The sequence below is a fragment of the Nocardia sp. NPDC051756 genome (assembly GCF_040681495.1).
In the GTDB taxonomy this organism is placed as follows: domain Bacteria; phylum Actinomycetota; class Actinomycetes; order Mycobacteriales; family Mycobacteriaceae; genus Nocardia.
Genome location: NZ_JBFAYV010000002.1, coordinates 102,562 through 122,217 on the forward strand (window position 1 = coordinate 102,562; position 19,656 = coordinate 122,217).

18 protein-coding genes are annotated in these 19,656 nt (G+C 68.1%); 9 read left to right on the forward strand and 9 right to left on the reverse strand.

Annotated elements, in window-relative coordinates:
- Positions 1-78: 78 nt before the first annotated feature.
- From AB0M22_RS06480 to AB0M22_RS06495, 4 genes are all read right to left on the reverse strand, one after another.
- A complete protein-coding gene (locus AB0M22_RS06480) occupies positions 79-1,593 on the reverse strand; it encodes a histidine kinase N-terminal domain-containing protein (RefSeq protein ID WP_364721914.1) in 1,515 nt (504 codons plus the stop codon).
- A 22-nt stretch (positions 1,594-1,615) separates the two neighbouring features.
- Positions 1,616-1,831 (reverse strand): biotin/lipoyl-binding carrier protein, encoded by a 216-nt coding sequence (locus AB0M22_RS06485; protein ID WP_364721916.1) that lies wholly within the window; start codon positions 1,829-1,831, stop codon positions 1,616-1,618.
- A 292-nt stretch (positions 1,832-2,123) separates the two neighbouring features.
- Positions 2,124-2,417, reverse strand: coding sequence for a mycothiol system anti-sigma-R factor (gene rsrA, locus AB0M22_RS06490; protein WP_364721918.1), 294 nt, complete (start codon positions 2,415-2,417; stop codon positions 2,124-2,126).
- Between the two features lie 73 nt (positions 2,418-2,490).
- Positions 2,491-3,126 carry a sigma-70 family RNA polymerase sigma factor gene (locus AB0M22_RS06495; RefSeq protein ID WP_150402473.1) on the reverse strand — a complete coding sequence of 212 codons (636 nt, stop codon included), beginning with the start codon at positions 3,124-3,126 and terminating at the stop codon, positions 2,491-2,493.
- Positions 3,127-3,424: 298 nt separating this feature from the next.
- Between AB0M22_RS06495 and ybaK the strand changes: the two genes are divergently transcribed.
- A complete protein-coding gene (gene ybaK / locus AB0M22_RS06500) occupies positions 3,425-3,916 on the forward strand; it encodes a Cys-tRNA(Pro) deacylase (RefSeq protein WP_364721921.1) in 492 nt (163 codons plus the stop codon).
- A gap of 75 nt (positions 3,917-3,991) precedes the next feature.
- Complete coding sequence (locus tag AB0M22_RS06505; protein ID WP_364721923.1) at positions 3,992-4,303, forward strand: hypothetical protein; 312 nt, start codon at positions 3,992-3,994, stop codon at positions 4,301-4,303.
- Between the two features lie 23 nt (positions 4,304-4,326).
- Here AB0M22_RS06505 and AB0M22_RS06510 read toward each other — a convergent pair whose 3' ends face one another.
- Entirely contained in the window at positions 4,327-5,109 is a 783-nt protein-coding gene (locus tag AB0M22_RS06510) for an SOS response-associated peptidase (RefSeq protein ID WP_364721925.1), read from the reverse strand.
- A gap of 206 nt (positions 5,110-5,315) precedes the next feature.
- Between AB0M22_RS06510 and AB0M22_RS06515 the strand changes: the two genes are divergently transcribed.
- The 3 genes from AB0M22_RS06515 (at position 5,316) to rsgA (ending at position 9,294) form a co-directional block, all read left to right on the forward strand.
- Positions 5,316-6,824 carry an aldehyde dehydrogenase family protein gene (locus AB0M22_RS06515; protein ID WP_364721927.1) on the forward strand — a complete coding sequence of 503 codons (1,509 nt, stop codon included), beginning with the start codon at positions 5,316-5,318 and terminating at the stop codon, positions 6,822-6,824.
- 155 nt (positions 6,825-6,979) lie between these two features.
- Entirely contained in the window at positions 6,980-8,281 is a 1,302-nt protein-coding gene (aroA, locus tag AB0M22_RS06520) for a 3-phosphoshikimate 1-carboxyvinyltransferase (RefSeq protein ID WP_364721929.1), read from the forward strand.
- Positions 8,278-9,294, forward strand: coding sequence for a ribosome small subunit-dependent GTPase A (gene rsgA, locus AB0M22_RS06525; protein WP_364723965.1), 1,017 nt, complete (start codon positions 8,278-8,280; stop codon positions 9,292-9,294). The genes aroA and rsgA overlap by 4 nt, the downstream gene beginning before the upstream one ends.
- Before the next feature lie 4 nt (positions 9,295-9,298).
- Here the strand turns inward: rsgA and AB0M22_RS06530 are convergent, their stop codons facing one another.
- From AB0M22_RS06530 to AB0M22_RS06540, 3 genes are all read right to left on the reverse strand, one after another.
- Positions 9,299-9,721 carry a nuclear transport factor 2 family protein gene (locus AB0M22_RS06530; RefSeq protein ID WP_364721931.1) on the reverse strand — a complete coding sequence of 141 codons (423 nt, stop codon included), beginning with the start codon at positions 9,719-9,721 and terminating at the stop codon, positions 9,299-9,301.
- Between the two features lie 124 nt (positions 9,722-9,845).
- Positions 9,846-12,701: a preprotein translocase subunit SecA gene (gene secA, locus AB0M22_RS06535; protein WP_364721933.1), complete on the reverse strand. Its 2,856-nt coding sequence runs from the start codon at positions 12,699-12,701 to the stop codon at positions 9,846-9,848.
- 159 nt (positions 12,702-12,860) lie between these two features.
- Positions 12,861-13,271 carry an Rv3235 family protein gene (locus tag AB0M22_RS06540; protein ID WP_364721935.1) on the reverse strand — a complete coding sequence of 137 codons (411 nt, stop codon included), beginning with the start codon at positions 13,269-13,271 and terminating at the stop codon, positions 12,861-12,863.
- 304 nt (positions 13,272-13,575) lie between these two features.
- Between AB0M22_RS06540 and AB0M22_RS06545 the strand changes: the two genes are divergently transcribed.
- The 4 genes from AB0M22_RS06545 to AB0M22_RS06560 all read left to right on the forward strand — a co-directional run bounded on the left by AB0M22_RS06545 (position 13,576) and on the right by AB0M22_RS06560 (position 18,373).
- Complete coding sequence (locus AB0M22_RS06545) at positions 13,576-14,997, forward strand: wax ester/triacylglycerol synthase family O-acyltransferase (RefSeq protein ID WP_364721937.1); 1,422 nt, start codon at positions 13,576-13,578, stop codon at positions 14,995-14,997.
- A gap of 10 nt (positions 14,998-15,007) precedes the next feature.
- Positions 15,008-15,547 carry a hypothetical protein gene (locus AB0M22_RS06550; protein WP_364723968.1) on the forward strand — a complete coding sequence of 180 codons (540 nt, stop codon included), beginning with the start codon at positions 15,008-15,010 and terminating at the stop codon, positions 15,545-15,547.
- Between the two features lie 149 nt (positions 15,548-15,696).
- Entirely contained in the window at positions 15,697-16,854 is a 1,158-nt protein-coding gene (locus tag AB0M22_RS06555) for a ferredoxin reductase (RefSeq protein WP_364721939.1), read from the forward strand.
- 82 nt (positions 16,855-16,936) lie between these two features.
- Positions 16,937-18,373 carry a fatty acid desaturase gene (locus AB0M22_RS06560; protein WP_364721942.1) on the forward strand — a complete coding sequence of 479 codons (1,437 nt, stop codon included), beginning with the start codon at positions 16,937-16,939 and terminating at the stop codon, positions 18,371-18,373.
- 47 nt (positions 18,374-18,420) lie between these two features.
- On the opposite strand, the gene AB0M22_RS06565 is transcribed toward AB0M22_RS06560, so the two are convergent.
- Positions 18,421-19,419 carry an endonuclease/exonuclease/phosphatase family protein gene (locus AB0M22_RS06565; RefSeq protein WP_364721944.1) on the reverse strand — a complete coding sequence of 333 codons (999 nt, stop codon included), beginning with the start codon at positions 19,417-19,419 and terminating at the stop codon, positions 18,421-18,423.
- Positions 19,420-19,656: the final 237 nt, after the last annotated feature.

Here is a 19,656-nt window from a genome sequence, read left to right on the forward strand (position 1 = left end):
CGGTAAACGCATTTAAGCCCGGCACCCTAGAGGTGCCGGGCTCTCTTGTACCCCAACGCATATAACGAAACGACTTACTCAACGCCCCGAGCGACGGCCCAATGGAACCCGCAGTACCGCATCGGTACCGATGTCGGCACCCGGATGCAGGCCGATCGAACCACCGAGTTCGGCGGTCACCAGGGTCCGCACGATTTGCAGGCCGAGGCGGTCGGAGGATTCCAGGCTGAAACCGGTGGGCAGGCCGCGGCCGTCGTCGCTGATGATGACGTCGAGCCAGCGCGCCGAACGCTCGGAACGGATTGTCACCGTGCCGTTCTCGCCGGAATCGAAGGCGTGCTCGATCGCGTTCTGCACCAGTTCGGTGAGCACCATCACCAGCGGCGTGGCGCGTTCGGCGGAGAACACGCCGAGCGAGCCGGCCCGGCGGACCTTGATCCGCGCGGTGTGCACGGTGGCCACGTCGGCCATGATCGGCAGCAGCCGGTCCACGACCTCGTCCAGGTCGACCTCTTCGTCCACCGACATCGACAGCATCTCGTGCACCGAGGCGATCGAGGTGACCCGGCGCACCGACTCGGTGAGCGCGACCTGCGCCTCCTCGTTCTCGGTGCGGCGTGCCTGTAACCGCAGCAGCGCGGCGACGGTCTGCAGGTTGTTCTTCACCCGGTGGTGGATCTCCCGGATGGTGGCGTCCTTGCTGAGCAGCGCCCGATCCCGGCGTTTGACCTCGGTGACATCGCGCACAAGTACTGCGGCACCGGCCAATTCGCCGTGCGGACGCAGCACCAGGGTGCGCAGCAGCACGGTCGCGCCGCGCGCCTCCACCTCCATCCGGCGCCCGGTGCGCCCGGCCAGCGCGGCCTGGATGTCGCCGACCACCTCCTGCGCGTCGAACGGATCGGTGATCAGCGAGCGGGTCAGCACCGCGAGATCCTGGCCGGCGAGGTCGGCCTGCAAGCCCATCCGGTGATAGGCGGACAACGCGTTCGGGCTGGCGTAGACGACGATGCCCTCGGTGTCGAGGCGGATGAAACCGTCACCGGCGCGCGGGCTGGAGTGCGTGGCCGCGCGGTCCTCGGTGGTAGGGAAGGTGCCGTCGGCAATCATCTGGCACAGATCGTCGGCGCATGCGACATAGGCGATTTCGAGCGTGCTGCGCACGCGGGAGCGCTGCACGTCGGTGTCGCGGCTCAGCACCGCGATCACGTCGTCGCCGCAGCGCACCGGGATGGCCTCGCGCACCGCGTGCACCGGCGTCGGGTGATAGACGCCTGCGGTTTCCACGTCGCGATCGGCGCGCACGATCTTGCCGGACATCAACGCCTCGAACACCTGCGGATGATCGGCCTGCAAGGCCAGGGTGCCGACCAGGTCCTCGTGATGCACGGTGGAGGCGGTGGTCGGCCGGCATTGCGCGACACACACGATGTCCGCGCCCGCCGCGATCGGGCCAGCGCCGACCCAGAGCTGCAGGTCGGCGAAGGACAGATCGGCGAGCAGCTGCCAATCCCCCACCACGCGCTGCAGGTGGTCCACGGCGACGCCGGGTAGGTCGGTGTGTTCGGCTAATAGCTCGCTCAGCGTCGCCATGAAGATCTACCGCTATTCGCTTCTAGGAGATGACGGCAATGAGATGCCCGGCCTTGATCGCGTCGCCCTCTTTGACGCCGATCGAGGTCACGGTGCCGCCGACCTCGGCGAGCACCGGGATCTCCATCTTCATCGACTCGAGGATCACCAGGGTGTCGCCTTCTTTGACCGTGTCGCCCTCTTTGACCACGACCTGGAAGACGACCGAAACCAGCTCGGCGAGCACTTCCTCAGCCATCTGACACCCCATTCGTTCGGTTGGTACACCGCAGCTCACCCGGCGAGTCCGGGCGATCGAGCCGCCCGGTCTGCATCCGCTGAAGGTATAGCCAACCACACGTGAAAGAATGGCCTTCAATCAGAAGGGAGACTACTCATGGGCAAGCGCGGACGTAAGAAGCGTAGTCGCAAGGGCAACGCGGCCAACCACGGCAAGCGGCCAAACGCCTGAGCGAGAGCTCGGCCGAAAAACGCAGAGCGGCACGCACTTCCGCAGGGAAGGCGTGCCGCTCAGTTGTTTTCGGGGTGACCTAGGAGTCGGCGGAGTCGATCTTGGTCTCCACCACGGTCACCGTCCGGCGAATCTCGAAGGTCAGTCGCTCGCGCAACGCGTCGGGCGCGCGGTCGCCGCCGCACTTGCGGCTGAGCAGACCCTTGATCTTCTCCTCGACGCCGTACGCCTCGATGCAGGGCGAGCAATGATCGATGTGGTGCTGCAACCGAGCACGGGTCTCGTCATTGCACTCACCGTCGAGCATCAGCCAGATATCGGTGAGTACCGCCGTGCAGTCCAGGTCCATATCGGGGTCCCGCTCCGCGTTCATGCCTCCACCTCGCTGGCGCTCGGCTCCGCCATGACCGCGTAGGCGGCTGCGCCTATGCGCTCGCTGCGCTCGCTCACTGCTTGACCTCCTGGCGTTCCCCCGAACGATTGAAACCACGTTCGCGCGCCACATCGGCGAGCAAACCCTTGAGCTGCTTGCGACCACGGTGCAGCCGGGACATCACGGTACCGATGGGGGTACCCATGATGTCGGCGATTTCCTTATATGGGAAGCCTTCGACATCCGCGTAATACACGGCCATCCGGAATTCCTCCGGAAGCTCCTGCAACGCGGCCTTGATGTCGTCGTCGGGGAGGGCGTCCAGCGCCTCGACCTCGGCCGAACGCAGACCCTGCGAGGTGTGCTCGGCGGTTGCCGCGAGCTGCCAGTCGGTGATCTCGTCGGTCGGGTACTGCGCGGGCTGGCGCTGCTTCTTGCGGTAGGAGTTGATGTAAGTGTTGGTCAGGATCCGGTACAGCCACGCGCGCAGGTTGGTGCCCTCCTTGAAGGACTTGAATCCCTGGAACGCCTTGACATAGGTCTCCTGCACCAGGTCCTCGGCGTCGGCCGGGTTCCTGGTCATCCGCAGCGCGGCACCGTAGAGCTGGTCGAGCAGCGGGAGCGCGTCCCGCTCGAACCGCTGGGCCAGCTCGGTTTCGTCGACCGCGGCACCGACACCGTCGGTCACCACGTGATCGTCGCTTGTCACACCTGTCCCTTCGATCGCCGTACCTGCCAAATCTACCGGCACTGGCAATTCGAATGAGAATCCGGCTTCCGTCGGTGACGTCTTCGTCCAGATCGGACGTTCGTCGAGCAGCACTGGCACCGACATCTCCTTCACGTCATTTACTGGGCTGATCAGTGGCGACGGCGAGACCCTCGGTCCCGTCCGTGCGCTGTGTATTCGCTTCCAACATGCGGGACACGTCCTGTGTTCCCGTGACGAAACACCAGCCGCACAATTCCGTTGCGGGCCGGGCGGGTCTCGTCGTTAAGGTCTTCGCATGGCAGGAGCCTCGACCCCGGCGATCCGCACGCTCACCCAGGCGAAGGTCGCCCATCGGGTGCACGCTTACAAGCACGATCCGCGCGCCGATTCCTACGGCACCGAGGCGGTGGACGCGCTGGCCGGCGAGTTGGGCCTGACCGCGGCCCAGATCTTCAAGACGCTGGTGCTCGAACTGTCCACCGGATCGCTCGCCGTCGCGGTGCTGCCGGTGCCGAATACGTTGTCGCTCAAGGCCGCGGCGGCCGCGCTCGGCGTGCCGAAGGCGAGCATGGCGGACAAGGCGAAGGCCGAACGGACGACCGGTTACGTGCTCGGCGGCATCTCCCCGCTCGGTCAGCGCAAACTGCTGCCGACCGTGGTCGACGACTCCGCGCTGACCTGGGATCGCGTGCTGTGCAGCGCAGGCAGGCGCGGGCTGGAGATCGAGGTGGCGCCCGCCGACCTGATCCGGCTGACCGCGGCGGTGACCGCAACTGTGAGGACCTGACAATCCACTTGATTCGACACAATCTGTGCGTCAATGGACGGGCCAGATTCGCCCGACTCGAGGATGTGATGCGAAATGCCCGCGCACCAGCGTGTACGCACCGTGATCGTCGCCCTGCTCGGCGCCTTCGCCGTCGCCCTCGGCGCGGTCACCCTGGCCGCCCCGGCGGCGGTGGCCACACCGATCGTGACCCAGGTCGACTTCCCGTTCGACGGCCTGGGCACCGACGACGCCCCGAGCACACCGAGTGCGCCGAAGGCGGACGACAAGGGTAAGAAGGCCGAAAACCTCGGCGGCACCGTCACCAACAAGGTCATCGACCTGGTCACGGGCATCGTCAAGTGCGGGCTGAATATCGCCAGCCCGGCGGTGAAGTGCTCGCTCTGAGCTAGTTCCGTGGAGCCGGGCGGTCAGAGCAGACTGATCTGCCCGGCTTCTGCTTCCGACAGCTGGTCGAGCAGTTCCGGCCCGTTGTTCTTCACGCTGTTGACCAGCGACGGCACCGGCCGCGCCACAATCCCCGCGATGGCCGCCTCGCTCGGCGTCTGCAGCAGTTCCGCCGGCGCCGGGTGGTCCGGGTCCAACCAGGCGTCCCAGTGCTCCGGCGGCATCGGCAGCGGCATCCGATCATGGATGCGGGTCAGGTCGCCGACCGCGTCGGTGGTCAGGATGGTGCAGGACAGCAGCGGTTCGCTCTGCTCCAGCGACTTGTCCCGCCAGACCGACCACAGGCCGGCCATGTACAGCCGGGAGCCGTCGGCCTGGGCCATGAAGAACGGCTGCTTGACCGCCTTGCCCTTGGCGTTCGGGTCCGGCTCGACCACCCACTCGTACCAGCCGTCCATCGGGATCAGGCAGCGCCGGTACTTCACCGCGTCGCGGAACGACGGGGTGCTGGCCGCCTTGTCGGCGCGGGCGTTGAACAGCGGTTTGCCCTTCACCGGAACGCCCGGTTCGGCGGCCTTGGTCCACAGCGGGATCAGGCCCCAGCGCATCCGGCGCAGGCGCAGCTTGGGGTCGTCGTCCTTGTGACCGTGCTCGTGCCGCTCCACCACGGTCAGGATCTGGGTGGTCGGCGCGACGTTGTAGTTGGTGAAAGTGCCCGCGCCCGCAGGGGATTCGGTTTCATCGATGGCATCCAGTTCGGCCGCCAGCCGACCCGGATCTGTCGTGGTCGCATATCGTCCGCACATATCTCGATACTTCCACCTGCCACCGACATTCTCATGGACAATTGATCCATAGCTGGTGACCATTTGAGAGTTTTGACCTACCATTCTCTCAGAGGATGGGTGGTCTGTGCCCGTCCACCGACGCATGCGCACCGACCGGCCACCGCCAGGACTATCCGGGATCGACGTCGTCCCGAGCAGCCATCCGGCAAGAGGAGAAACTCACCGTGACATCCACCGACACCAAACCGGCCGACCACGACACGGCACTCACGTCGGTCAATCCCGCCACCGGCGAGGTGATCGGCACCCATCCGATCGCGGACGACGACGCCGTGCTCGCGGCGGTGGCGAAGGCCCGCACGGCCGCCGCCACCTGGGGCGCGTTGAGCTACGACGAGCGCAAGACGCACCTGCTGCGCTGGTCGAGCCAGTTGGTCAAGGATTCCGACGAGTTCTGCAAGCTGATCCACGCGGAGAACGGCAAGCCGCTCGACGACGCGTTCCTCGAACTGATGCTCGCGCTCGAGCACATCGCCTGGGCGGCCAAGAACGCCAAGAAGGTGCTCGCGCCGAAGAAGGTCTCCCCCGGCGCGTTCATGTCCAACTTCGCCGCCCGGGTCGAGCAGCGCCCGCTCGGCGTGGTCGGCGTGATCGGCCCGTGGAACTACCCGGTCTACACCCCGAACGGCTCCATCGGCTACGCGCTCGCCGCGGGCAACACCGTCGTGTTCAAGCCCAGTGAGTTCTCCACCAGCATCGGCAATTTCCTGTCCGACGCGTTCGCCAAGGCCAACCCGGACCTGCCCGAGGGCGTGTTCATCACCGTCAACGGCTACGGCGCGACCGGCGCCGCGCTGGTCAAGGCGGGCGTCGACAAGCTCGCGTTCACCGGCTCCACCGCGACCGGCAAGCGGATCATGGCCGCCGCCGCGGAGAACCTCACCCCGGTGCTGCTCGAATGCGGCGGCAAGGACGCGGTGATCGTCGCGGGTGACGCCGACGTGAAGGCCGCCGCCGACGCGGTCGCCTGGGGCGCCACCGCGAACAGCGGCCAGACCTGCGCGGGCGTCGAGCGGGTCTACGTCGACCGGTCGGTGCGCGACGAGTTCGTCGCCGAGGTGAAGAAGATCCTGGAGAAGGTCGGCCCCGGTTCGGGCGCCGAGGCGTCCTACGGCCCGATGACCATGCCCAGCCAGGTCGACATCGTGCGCCGCCACATCGAGTCCGCGCTGAAGAACGGCGGCACCGCCGTGCTCGGCGGCCCGGAATCGGTGAAGGCGCCGTTCATCGAGCCGGTCGTGCTGGTCGACGTGGACGAGAAGTCCGAGGCGGTGCAGGAGGAGACCTTCGGCCCGACCGTCACCATCCGCACCGTCGACGGCGTGGACGAAGCGGTCGAGCTGGCCAACAGCTCCAAGTACGGGCTCTCCTCGGCGGTCTACTCGAAGAAGAACGGCCTGGAGATCGCGCGCCGCCTGCACGTCGGGGCCACCTCGGTGAACTCGGTGCTCGCCTTCGCCGCCATCCCCGGCCTGCCGTTCGGCGGCGTCGGCGATTCCGGCATCGGCCGCATCCACGGCGAGCCGGGGCTGCGCGAATTCGCCCGCCCGCACTCGATCGCGGTGCAGCGCTTCGCGATTCCCGGCATGGCCCTGCTCAGCTACTCGCGCACCCAGTCCACGATGAAGCTGCTGCGCAAGCTGGTCCCGTTCATTCACGGGCGGCACAAGTAAGCGGGAAATTCGTTGCGCCCCACAGATCTCCTCGCCGGCACACCGTAGGAACCAGCACGGTCGACCGGCAGCCGGATCTGTGGGGCGGCTGCGTTCGGGCGAATTGCATTGCATTCGGGCGACCGCCCGTGTGTCCGGTTGGGTGATGGGTGAAGATGGAACACGTGAGTTTCTGGCCAGCGCCCTATGTCGACGTCCCCGTACATGCGACCGTGACCCTGCCTGGATCGAAGTCGATCACGAACCGGGCATTGATCTTGGCCGCACTGGCCGACGGTCCGTCGACGCTGTCCGGCGCGTTGCGCAGTCGCGATACCAACCTGATGATCGCGGCACTGCGCGCGCTCGGCACGAGTATCGAGGGCGAGGCCGACACGCTGACCGTCACCCCTGCCCCGCTGCAAGGCGGCACGGTGGATTGCGGGCTCGCGGGCACCGTGATGCGCTTCCTGCCGTCGGTGGCCGCGCTGGCCGCGGGCGATGTCGCGTTCGATGGTGACGCGCAGGCCCGGGTCCGCCCGCTCAGCACCATTTTGGACGCGCTGCGCACCCTCGGCGCCGACATCGACGGCGACGCGCTGCCGTTCACCGTGCACGGCAAGGGCGCGCTGCGCGGCGGCACGGTGACCATCGATGCCTCCGGTTCCTCGCAGTTCGTGTCCGGCCTGCTGCTCTCGGCGGCCCGGTTCGACGAGGGCCTGGTCGTGCATCACGACGGCAAGGCGCTGCCCTCGATGCCGCACATCGAGATGACCGTGGAGATGCTGCGCCGCGCCGACGTGCAGGTGCAGGCGCCCGAACACAGCAAGCTGGCCCAGACCTGGCAGGTCGCGCCCGGCCCGATCCGCGCGGTGGACTGGGAGGTCGAGCCGGACCTGTCCAACGCGACGCCGTTCCTGGCCGCCGCCGCGGTCACCGGCGGCGAGGTCAAGATCCCGCACTGGCCGCGGCTGACCACCCAGCCCGGCGACGTGATCCGGGAGATCCTGGTCCGGATGGGCGCCGAGGCGCGGGTCTTCGACGGCGTGCTGACCGTGCACGGCCCCGATCGCCTGGCCGGCATCGATATCGACCTGCACGACGTCGGCGAGCTGACCCCGACCGTCGCCGCCTTGGCCGCGCTCGCCGATTCGCCGTCGCACCTGCGCGGCATCGCGCACCTGCGCGGGCACGAGACCGACCGGCTGGCCGCGCTGTCCACCGAGATCAACCGGCTCGGCGGCAAGGTCACCGAGACCGAGGACGGCCTGGAGATCGAGCCCGCCGAATTGCACAGTGGCCGTTGGCATTCCTACGCCGACCACCGAATGGCAACGGCCGGAGCGATTCTCGGCCTGCGAGTGCCGGGCATCGAGATCGAGGACATCGGCACCACGGCCAAGACCCTGCCGAATTTCGTTGCGCTGTGGGAGCGGATGCTCGATCCGACGCTCTCCGATCAAGGGGCGGCGCACTGAGAAAGCGCGAGTACGACGAGACCGACGTCCGGGTACGCCCGGGCAAGAGTTCGCGTCCGCGCACGAAAACCCGTCCGCAGCACAATGATGCGGAATCCGCCATGGTGGTGTCGGTGGACCGCGGCCGCTGGGGCTGTGTGCTCGGCGACGATCCGGACCGGCACATCGTCGCCATGCGCGCCAGGGAACTCGGCCGCACCCCGATCGTGGTCGGCGATCAGGTGGACGTGGTCGGCGATCTGTCCGGCCGGCCGGACTCGCTGGCCCGCATCGTGCGGGTCACCGAACGCCGAACGGTGTTGCGGCGCACCGCCGATGACACCGATCCGTTCGAGCGGATCGTGGTCGGCAATGCCGAGCAGCTGTTCATGGTGGTCGCGCTGGCCGACCCGCCGCCGCGCACCGGATTCGTCGAGCGCTGCATGGTCGCCGCGTACGCCGGCGGGCTGCATCCGGTGCTGTGCCTGACCAAGCACGATCTGGACGCCGAGTCCGAATTCGCTTCCGCCTTCGAGGATCTCGACCTCACCATCGTCTACGGCGGGGTCGACGATCCGCTCGACCCGGTGCTCGAATTGCTCACCGGTCGACTCACCGCGTTCATCGGCCACTCCGGTGTCGGCAAGTCGACCTTGGTGAATCGTCTTGTGCCGGATGCGTATCGGGCCGTCGGCGAGGTGTCCGGCGTCGGCAAGGGCAAGCACACCTCCACCCAATCCGTCGCGCTACCGCTGCCCGGCGGCGGGTGGGTCATCGATACGCCGGGCATCCGGTCTTTCGGCCTGGCCCACATCACCCCCGACGACGTGGTCGCCGCGTTCAGCGATCTCGCCGCCGCCATCGAGGACTGCCCGCGCGGCTGCACGCACCTGGGCCCGCCCGCCGACCCCGAGTGCGCACTGGACAAACTGCCGGGCAAGGAACGCCGAGTGGCCGCCATTCGCCTGCTGCTCACCGCGCTGAACTCCAACGAGCACTGGCAGAACAACAGCGGCCCCCGGCCCGTCGACTAGCTGATCACGGCTGGGGACTTTCCCCACTGGCGTTCGATGCCGCGGTGGATCGGTCCTGCCCGTCGGGCTGACCTGGGGTGAACGGCCACTCCTCGAACCAGGTGCAGCGGCCGTCGTCGTCGAAGCGCAGCACCCATAGGTCGCGCCAGCGCGCGGGCTGGTCCGGGTATTCGACCTCCGCCCGGACCACGGCGGTAAGCCCGTCCACGGCAACGACTTCGGGCTCCATGGTGAACGACTCGTCCGGGCTGTCGCGTCCGGTCTCCCAGAACTTCGCCAGCGCCGGTAATCCCGTGAGCGGTTCCGCCCAGGGCGAGACCTGATATCCGATTCCGGGGGCGAAGAGGTCGCCTAGCTTGTCGGTGCCCGGCGCTCGCCAGGCCCGCTCGTATTCGCCGACCCACGCCTCAACTGTGCTGCGGTCCACGACGGGCAAAGCTACGCCTGTTCTGGAACCTACGGGCGAGTTCCCGCCCAAAGACGACCCCACCCGGCCCCGAACACAACAGCGCCCGAGGACCGGTAGTCCTCGGGCGCTGCCACTTCACATCTCAGTGCCGGCGACGCGGCTTCGGCGCGCGCTTGGGCTTCTCCTGCGCGCGGGCGGCCTCGCGGCGCTCGCGGCGGGTGGTGCCGTCGCCGTACTCCTCGGCGTCGCTGTGCACCTCGCGATGCCCACCCTCGTCCGGTCCCGAGTAGCTCAGGCCACGCCGGGCGGAGTCGTCGATTCCCTTGGCGCGCAACGCCGCCGGGGCGGCGCCGCTGCCGTTGGGCAGGGGCGCCTCGTCGGTGGGCAGCGGGCGCGGCGCGGCCATCGCACCGACCGGCGAACGCAGGCCCTGATCGACCGAGACGCCTTCCGGCTGCGGCTGCTGCACCTCGACCTGCAGGTTGAACAGGAAGCCGACCGACTCTTCCTTCAGGCCCTCGAGCATCGCCGAGAACATGTCGAAGCCCTCGCGCTGGTACTCGACCAGCGGGTCGCGCTGCGCCATCGCCCGCAGACCGATGCCCTCCTTGAGGTAGTCCATCTCGTAGAGGTGCTCGCGCCACTTGCGGTCGAGCACCGACAGCAGCACCTGCCGTTCGAGATTGCGCATGCTGCCCTGGCCGGCCAGCCCGTCGATCTCGGCCTCGCGCCGCTCGTAGGCCTCGTGCGCGTCGTCCAGCAGCGCCTCGAGCAGTTCCTCGCGGCTCAGGTCGCCGGCCTCGCCGACCGCGGTCTCGCCGGTCAGATCCTTGTAGCTGACCTTCACCGGGTACAGCGTCTTGAGCGCCGTCCACAGCTTGTCCAGATCCCAGTCCTCGACGTAGCCCTCGGCGGTCGCGCCGTTGACGTATGCGGTGACCACGTCCGTGATCATGCTCTGGACCTGGCCCTCCATGTCCTCGCCGCGCAGGATCCGATTGCGCTCGCCGTAGATGATGGTGCGCTGCTGGTTCATCACCTCGTCGTACTTGAGCACGTTCTTGCGGATCTCGAAGTTCTGCTGCTCGACCTGGGTCTGCGCGCTCTTGATCGCCTTGGAGACCATCTTGGCCTCGATCGGCACATCGTCGGGCAGGTTGAGCCGGGTCATGATCGCCTCGAGCGCGGCGCCGTTGAACCGGCGCATCAGCTCGTCGCCCAGCGACAGGTAGAACCGCGACTCGCCGGGGTCACCCTGGCGGCCGGAACGACCACGCAGCTGGTTGTCGATGCGCCGCGACTCGTGCCGCTCGGTGCCGAGCACGTAGAGCCCGCCGGCGTCGCGCACGATCTCCGCGTCCGCCGAGGTCTGCGCCTTGACCTGCTCCAGCGTCGGCAGCCAGGCCTGCTGGTAGGCGTCCGGCGTCTCGACCGGGTCCAGGCCCTCGCGGCGCAGGATGAGGTCGGCGATGATGTCCGGGTTGCCGCCGAGCACGACGTCGGTACCACGACCGGCCATGTTGGTCGCCACGGTCACCGCGCCCGGCCGACCGGCCTCGGCGATGATCTCGGCTTCCTTCTCGTGGAACTTCGCGTTCAGCACGGTGTGCGCGATGCCGCGCTTGGTGAACTGCTTGGACAGGTACTCCGAGCGCTCGACGCTGGTGGTACCGATCAGCACCGGCTGGTCGCGCTGGTGCCGCTCGGTGACGTCGTCGACCACGGCCGCGAACTTGGCCTCTTCGGTCTTGTAGATCAGGTCGGACTGATCCGCGCGAACCATCGGCCGGTTCGTCGGGATCGGGACCACGCCGAGGCTGTAGATCTGGTGCAACTCGGCCGCCTCGGTCTCGGCGGTACCGGTCATGCCGGACAGCTTGTCGTAGAGGCGGAAGTAATTCTGCAGGGTGATCGTGGCCAGGGTCTGGTTCTCCGGCTGGATCTCCACCCCCTCTTTGGCCTCGATCGCCTGGTGCATGCCCTCGTTGTAGCGGCGACCGACCAGGATGCGGCCGGTGAACTCGTCGACGATGATCACCTCGCCGTCGCGGACGATGTAGTCCTTGTCGCGCGAGTACAGCTCCTTGGCCTTGATCGCGTTGTTCACGTAGCTGACCAGCGGCGAGTTGGCGGCCTCGTAGAGGTTGTCGATGCCGAGCTGGTCCTCGATGAACTCGACGCCTGCCTCGTGCACGCCGATGGTGCGCTTCTTGATGTCGACCTCGTAGTGCAGGTCCTTCTTCAACAGCGGGGCGATGCGGGCGAATTCGGCGTACCACTTGCTGGACGCGTCGGCCGGGCCGGAGATGATCAGCGGCGTACGCGCCTCGTCGATCAGGATCGAGTCGACCTCGTCGACCACGGCGAAGTTGTGCCCGCGCTGGACCAGATCGTCGAGCGAGTGGGTCATGTTGTCGCGCAGGTAGTCGAAGCCGAACTCGTTGTTCGTGCCGTAGGTGATGTCGGCGCCGTAGGCCACCCTGCGCTGCGCGGGCGTCATGCCGCCCAGAATCGCGCCGACCTCGAGCCCGAGGAAGCGGTGCACGCGGCCCATCCACTCGGAGTCGCGCTTGGCCAGGTAGTCGTTGGTGGTGACGATGTGCACGCCGTCGCCGCTGATCGCGTTGAGGAACGCGGGCAGCACCGAGGTGAGCGTCTTGCCCTCACCGGTCTTCATCTCGGCGATGTTGCCGGTGTGCAGCGCCGCGCCGCCCATGATCTGCACCTTGTAGTGCTTCTGGTTCAGCACTCGCCAGGACGCCTCGCGCGCGACCGCGAAGGCCTCGGCCATCAGCGCGCCGAGCGGGTCCGCGTGGCCGTCCTCGACCATGTCCGAGTAGCGCTCGCGGAACTCGTCGGTCTTGCCGCGCAGCTCGTCGTCGGTGAGTAGCTCGTACTCCGACTCGAGGTCGAGAACCTGATCGGCGAAGTTGGCGAGCCGCTTGACCATGCGACCCTCACCAATCCGTAGCAACCTCGTCAGTGTCAGCGCAGGCACGGGTCTCGTCAGTCCTCTGGTCGGTGTGTCATTTCGTGTCGTCGGCGCCGGGCCGAGGGGTGGACGCACGGCCGGCGTGCGGGGTTCGCGCTCCGAGTGCGGAATCCGCTGCACGCCCCATGGTAATGCGGTACCCCGCCGGGTCGTCCGCCCTGGTACTCACAGTACGCGGAACGCGCTCAGCTGCCAGCCTGTGCGGTGCAGCACCACGCACGCGGCGAGGGCGAACACCCGATTCCCGCGTTGATAACTGCCATAGACCTCGGCCGTGTTCGGCCCGGTCAGCTCGACCCCGAGCTTGGTCAGCAGGGCCGGGCCGAGGCCGTGGCCGGGCGGCGCGGACCGGGCGAGCGTTTCGATGGCGGCCAGCACCGAAGGGGCCACCAGCCGGCGCAGCTGGACCACCGGGCGCCGCCCGTCCAGCGCCTCCAAGACGAGGCGCAGCGAACTTTCGGCGAATCGACTTGCCGCGGAACCTGTTTCGCCATCGGTGCCGTACGATGTAAGGCGTCCGTCGTGCCGGGTGCGGCGCTGTGCCGCCCGATTGGTCGACCCGCTATGTGCCGGCATGCGACGGCAGGGCAGCGCGGCTCGTGGCGACAACGCCTCCGGCCGCGCGCGAACCGGCCGATCGCCGTCCAGCGGCGGCTCGCTGCGCGGAGCGGGCGAAAGCGATGGTCGTCGGCTGTGCATCCGGTGTCCCCCTGTGATCGAATCGAGTTCCCCGTGCTCGAGTCGAACAGCTTGCCACGACCGCCGGGACGGGTAAAGGGGAACGCCGATTTCACCGGATACGCCACAGCGGAGCAGCTGAATCCCTGTGGCGACAGCACAATAGGCGTGAGGCGGCATCGAAAAAGGAGCACCGGGCAGCGTGATCACGAGACTGACGCCGCAGGACGCGTCGTTCTATCGGCTCGAGTCGAGCAGCAATCCGATCCACATCGGCTCCCTCGCGATCCTCCGGAATACCGAGCCGGGCAGCGGCGCCGCCGACCCGGCCCTCGACTACGACCGGCTGGTCGACCTGGTCGACGCCCGGCTCTCGCTGGTCCCCCGCTATCGGCGCAAAGTGCGCGAGATCCCGTTCGCCCTCGGCCGGCCGGTGTGGGTGGAGGACAGCCAGTTCGACGTCACCTATCACATCCGCCGCTCCGCGCTGCCGACGCCGGGCACCGACGAGCAACTGCACGAACTGGTGGCCAGGCTGGCCTCCCGGCCGCTGGATCAGACCCGGCCGCTGTGGGAGATGTACCTGATCGAGGGTCTGTCCGACGGCCGCTGCGCGATCTTCACCAAGACCCATTCGGCGCTGGTCGACGGGGACACCGCGCTGGAGATCGGCCACGTGATCCTGGACAACGGCCCGGCGCCGCGCGAACTCGCCGACGACGCCTGGCTCGCGCCCCGCGAACCCAACGAGGCGGAACTGCTGATCGGCGCGCTGACCCACCTGGCCGCCCAGCCGCGCGAGGCCATCGAGGTGGCCCGGCGGGCCAGCGGGCACGCGTTCGCGGTGATCGGCGCCGCGGGCCGGGCGATGGACTCGGTGGTCTCCGCGGTGCGCGCCGCGACGACCGGCGCGCCGGACAGCCCCCTGAACGCGCGCACCTCGCGCAACCGCCGCTTCGACGTGGTGCGCACCGAACTCGAGGACTACCGCAAGATCCGCAAGCGCTTCGACTGCTCGATCAACGACGTCATCCTCGCGGTGGTCACCGGCGCGCTGCGCAACTGGCTGCTCTCCCGCGGCGAGGGCCTGACCGAATCGACCACGCTGCGCGCCGTGGTGCCGATGTCGGTGTATGTCGAAGGGGCGGACGGGGATCAGCTGAAACCGGCCAGCGAGGTGTCCTCGTTCCTGATCGATCTGCCGGTCGGCGAGCCCAATCCGGTGATGCGGCTGTCGCACATCGCGCACGCCACCGAGGCCAACGGCAGGCAGCATCGCGGGGTCCGCGCGCGCACGCTGGTACATCTGGCCGGGTTCGCTCCGGCGAGCCTGCATGCCATGAGCGTGCGTGCGGCGAGTACCTTCGCAGAACACACTTTCAATCTGGTGATCACCAACGCACCGGGTCCGCAGACCCCGATGTTCATCGGCGGCGCGCGGATGCTGGAGATGTATCCGGTGTCGCCGCTGCTGCGTAATCAGGCCTCGAGCATCGGGATCACGTCCTATGACGGACGCGTTTTCTACGGACTCAACGCCGACCGCGACGCGATGGCGGACATCGGCGTGCTGGCCGCGTCGGTGCGCGATTCCATGGAGGAGATGCTCGGTGCCTGCGTCTGATCAGGAGAAAATGCGGGTCTACATCCCCGCGACGGTGCCGATGCTGCGCGAGCTCGTCACCAACCGGGAGCTGGGCCCGATCGGCGGCACCGCGTTCGCGGTGACCCCGGCGCTGCGCGAGGCGTACGCCTCCGGCGACGACGAGGAGCTGGCCGAGGTGGCGATGGGCGAGGCCGCCCGCGCCTCGCTGCGCCTGCTCGCCGCCGAACGCGACGACGCCGACGACTCGGCCGAGGACGCCGAGCCGGCCGCGACCGGCCGGCCGGTCTACCGGCGCGCGGTGATCGCCGCGGACGTGACCGGCGCGAAGCTGCGCCCCGACCTCGACGACGCGGTGGTCAAGCTGGCCGGGCCGATCAGCTACGACCAGATCGGCTGCGTGCACGTCGACCTGGCCGAGGCCGAGCCCGAGGTGGCCAAGGCGGTCGACGTGGTGGACGCCGCCGACCTCGGCGACACCGACGCCGAGTTCGTGCTCGGCGACGCCGAGGACCACCAGCTGGCCTGGTACGCCGCGCAGGAACTGCCGTTCCTGCTCGAACTGCTCTGACGTTCCCTTATCGCCCGGACGTGGTGACGGACGGTCGTTCGCCCGGGATGATAAGGGTGACGGCCACGACACGTCAGCTAACCTACGATGCCGTAACCTGGCTGTTGCGTGGGCAGCGCATCCGACGAACAGGAAGACGAACGGCAGCGATGAGCTCGAAAAATGGGGGATTCTCCGTGCGGGGCGTGCGGGAGTGGCTGGAGGCTCCGGCCGCCGCGGTCGCCGAACGCGGCGGCAGGCTGAACGTGCTGCGCGGGGCCGTGGCCCGGGTCACCACCCCGCTGCTGCCCGACGATTATCTACACCTGGCCAACCCCCTGTGGTCGGCCCGCGAGCTGCGCGGTCGCATCGTCGACGTGCGCAAGGAGACCGCGGATTCGGCCACCCTGGTGATCAAGCCGGGCTGGGGCTTCGACTTCAAATACGAGCCGGGCCAGTACATCGGCATCGGCGTGCTGATCGACGGCCGCTGGCACTGGCGGTCCTATTCGCTGACCTGCCCGCCGAACTGGTCGGATCCGGAGGCCGGCGGCAAGCGGGTCATCTCGATCGCGGTGAAGGCGATGCCGGAGGGCTTCCTGTCCAGTCACCTGGTCAGCGGCGTCCCGGTCGGCACGGTGGTGCGGCTGGCCGCGCCGCAGGGTGGTTTCGTGCTGCCCTACCCGCCGCCGGAGAAGGTGCTGTTCCTCACCGCGGGCAGCGGCATCACCCCGGTGCTGGCGATGCTGCGCTCGATGGACCGGCGCGACCTGGTCACCGATGTGCAGCACCTGCATTCCGCGCGCACCGCCGAGGACGTGATGTTCGGCGCCGAGCTGCGCGACCTGCACGACCGGCATCCGAGTTTCACCTCGCACCTGAACCTGACCGGCGAGCACGGCAAGTTCGCGCTGGCCGGCCTGGATGAGAAGTTCCCGGACTGGCGCGAGCGGCAGACCTGGGCCTGCGGCCCGGCCGCGATGCTGGACGAGATCGAGCATCACTGGCGGGACGCGGGCATCGCGGACCGGCTGCACATCGAGCGGTTCGAGATCGAGCGCGGCGCGGTCGGCGAGGGCGGCACGGTCACCTTCGGCAAGACCGGGCGCACCGCCGAGATCGACGGCGCGACCAGCCTGCTGGAGGCGGGCGAGGCCGCGGGCGTGCAGATGCCGTTCGGCTGCCGCATGGGCATCTGCCAGACCTGCGTCGTGACCCTGAGTTCCGGGCATGTGCGCGATCTGCGCAACGGTGACGAGCATCGCGAAGGCGACAAGGTGCAGACCTGCATCTCCGCCGCGGCGGGCGACTGCACCCTGGACGTCTGAGCGCGCGCCGGGCCTCGGCCCCGGACGCCGCCGACTTTCTTTGGGTACCCTCAAATCAAATTGAGCAGCGAAAGGACTCCCGGTGGCAATCACCGATATTCAGGCGTTCGCCCACCTGACTGCGGCAGACATCGAAACCCTGGGGCAGGAGCTCGATTCGATCCGGCGCTCGGTGGAGCAGTCGCGCGGCGAGCGTGACGCGAAATACATCCGCCGCACCATCGCCGCGCAGCGCGCGCTCGAGGTGGCCGGTCGCGCGGTGCTGTTCGGCAGCCGCAACCGGTGGGCCTGGCTCACCGGCACCGCGTTGCTCTCGGTCGCCAAGATCGTGGAGAACATGGAGCTCGGGCACAACATCAGCCACGGGCAGTGGGACTGGATGAACGACCCGGAGATCCACTCCAGCAGCTGGGAGTGGGATCAGACCGGGCCCTCGTCGCAGTGGCGGCGCGCGCACAACTACTCCCACCACACCTATACCAACGTGCTCGGCAAGGACGAGGACCTCGGCTTCGGCATCCTGCGGATGACCCGTGACGAGACCTGGCGCCCGATCCACCTGGTGCAGCCGTTCGCGAACCTGCTGCTCGCCGCCACCTTCGAGTGGGGCATCGCGATTCACGACTGGAGCATCGAGAAGGAACTGTCCGACACCCCGAAGGGGCTGATGACCGAGCCGAACCGCGAGTTCGGCCGCAAGATCGCCCGTCAGGTGGCCAAGGACTTCCTGTTCTACCCGGCGCTCACCGGCCCGGCGTTCATGTCCACGCTGAAGGCGAACGCCACCGCCAACCTGGTGCGCAACCTGTGGGCCTACGCGGTGATCTTCTGCGGCCACTTTCCGGACGGCGCCGAGAAATTCACCATCGAACAGCTCGAGGGCGAGACCAGCGGCGAGTGGTACCTGCGGCAGATGCTCGGCAGTGCCAACTTCAAGGCCGGGCCCGCGATGGCGTTCATGAGCGGCAACCTCTGCTACCAGATCGAGCACCACCTGTTCCCCGACCTGCCGAGCAACCGGTACTCGGAGGTCGCGGTGCGGGTGCGCGAACTGTGCGACAAGTACGACCTGCCCTACACCACCGGCTCGCTCGGCAAGCAGTACCTGCTCGCCTTCCGCACCATCCACAAGCTCGCGCTGCCGGACCGTTTCCTGAAGGCCACCGCGGACAACGCGCCGGAGACCTCCTCGGAACGCAAGTTCGCCGGCATCACCCTGCCGTCGCTGCCGAGTTCGGACACCGCGAGCTGGCTCGGCGTCGACCCGGAGACCGGGCAGCGGCGCGGGCTGCGCTCGGCGATGCGCGAGGCCAAGGTGGTGCTCAAGGAGAAGGCGCGGCAGGAAAAGGAAATGCTGCGCGAGGCCAAGCGCGCGCTGCGCGAGAAGGCCGAGCACGAGAAGGAAGCGCTGCGCGAGGCGACGGTGGCGTTGCAGGAGCGGGCGCGCACCGAGCAGGCGTCGTTGCGCCGCAAGGCCGTTCGGCAGCGGGCGTCGTTGCGCACCCGCCGGCGGCGTTGAGCCGGAGGCCGGTACTCGGCTGAGTACCGGCCCGGACGGTCAACCGATCACCAGCGCACCTTCAGGTCGCTGACCACCGCAGCATGGTCGGAGTAGAACACTCCCGGCCCGTGGCGGCGCAGGCGCTGATCGACGATGCGTGCCTCCCGCGTCTCGACCTTGCCCTTGGCGAAGAGGAAGTCGATCCGCTGATCGGTGAGCAGCTTCTCCGTCGGCAGCGGACTCCAGGTCCGGCCGGGGACCGCGCAGACATCCGGGTTGGCGGCGCGGAAGGTGTCCACGAAACCCGCGTCGGTGACGGCCTTGGTGGCGGTCAGCGGGTAGCTCAGCCCGAAGTGGTTCGGGCAGTTCGCCTGGGCCGGCGTCCAGTCCGCGCCGGGCAGCGTGTTGAAGTCCCCGCCGAGCAGCGCCGGCGCGCTGTTGCCGTCGAGCATCCGCGGAATCTGGTTGTTCACTATGTCGGTGATGTACTGCGTCTGCGCCCGCTCGGCCTGCACCACGGCGGCCACCGAGTTGCGCGGTTCGCGGCCGTCGCGGCGATCGATCGCGTTCTCGTCGATCAGGTAGCCGTCCCATGGATCGGTGTAGGTCAGCCAGGTGGCGAACAGATTCAGTTCACCGTCGTGCGGCACCCGCACCCGGACGCCGCCGAGGTTGAAGTCGCTCACCGGGCCGCCCTGCGGCTTCGGGTAGGTCGCGACGACGTCGTACTTGGTGAAGATCCACAGGTTGTCCTGTCCGGCCGGGCGATCGGTGATCTTGACGCCGGTGTAGCGGCCGTTGCGCGCGCGGCGGGTCAGCGCGTCGGTGATGGTCTCGCCGGAACCATAGGTCTCCACGGCGAAGAACACGTCCGGCTTGATCTCGATCACCTGGTCGATCAGGTCGTTCAGATTGTCCGGCGTGGGCTCACGGCCACCGTGCAGGATGTTCCAGGTCAGCACGCGCACGCGTGCATGGTCGTCGGCCTGCGCCAGCGGCGCGGCCCCCACCAGCGCGGTGCTCGCGAGCAGAACAGCCGTGAGCAACGCCTTGGATAATCGCATGGTCGAACTCCATTCGTCAGGGACGCTGGAAGTTAGGTGAATCTTCGGAACGGCACGTGTCGATCTGGCAAAAGTTCGACAAAGTGGCTGTTTGACCGGATATCCCCAGTGCGAATGGGGAGCCGATCCGGGCTCGCGTGCGGTCCGGACGAATCCGTCGCTACGAGTTGCGCGCGACCGCCGGGCAGAGCAAGATGAGCGCGGGCACGGACAGGGTTCGGCACGCCGGAATTCCGT

What these genes read in the sequence shown, in the direction of transcription:
- AB0M22_RS06480 (WP_364721914.1), bottom strand. Translation starts at nt 1,593, where the DNA reads ATGGCGACGCTGAGCGAGCTATTAGCCGAACACACCGACCTACCCGGC.
- AB0M22_RS06485 (WP_364721916.1), bottom strand. Translation starts at nt 1,831, where the DNA reads ATGGCTGAGGAAGTGCTCGCCGAGCTGGTTTCGGTCGTCTTCCAGGTC.
- rsrA (WP_364721918.1), bottom strand. Translation starts at nt 2,417, where the DNA reads ATGAACGCGGAGCGGGACCCCGATATGGACCTGGACTGCACGGCGGTA.
- ybaK (WP_364721921.1), top strand. Translation starts at nt 3,425, where the DNA reads ATGGCAGGAGCCTCGACCCCGGCGATCCGCACGCTCACCCAGGCGAAG.
- AB0M22_RS06505 (WP_364721923.1), top strand. Translation starts at nt 3,992, where the DNA reads ATGCCCGCGCACCAGCGTGTACGCACCGTGATCGTCGCCCTGCTCGGC.
- AB0M22_RS06510 (WP_364721925.1), bottom strand. Translation starts at nt 5,109, where the DNA reads ATGTGCGGACGATATGCGACCACGACAGATCCGGGTCGGCTGGCGGCC.
- aroA (WP_364721929.1), top strand. Translation starts at nt 6,980, where the DNA reads ATGGAACACGTGAGTTTCTGGCCAGCGCCCTATGTCGACGTCCCCGTA.
- AB0M22_RS06540 (WP_364721935.1), bottom strand. Translation starts at nt 13,271, where the DNA reads ATGCCGGCACATAGCGGGTCGACCAATCGGGCGGCACAGCGCCGCACC.
- AB0M22_RS06550 (WP_364723968.1), top strand. Translation starts at nt 15,008, where the DNA reads ATGCGGGTCTACATCCCCGCGACGGTGCCGATGCTGCGCGAGCTCGTC.
- AB0M22_RS06555 (WP_364721939.1), top strand. Translation starts at nt 15,697, where the DNA reads ATGAGCTCGAAAAATGGGGGATTCTCCGTGCGGGGCGTGCGGGAGTGG.
- AB0M22_RS06565 (WP_364721944.1), bottom strand. Translation starts at nt 19,419, where the DNA reads ATGCGATTATCCAAGGCGTTGCTCACGGCTGTTCTGCTCGCGAGCACC.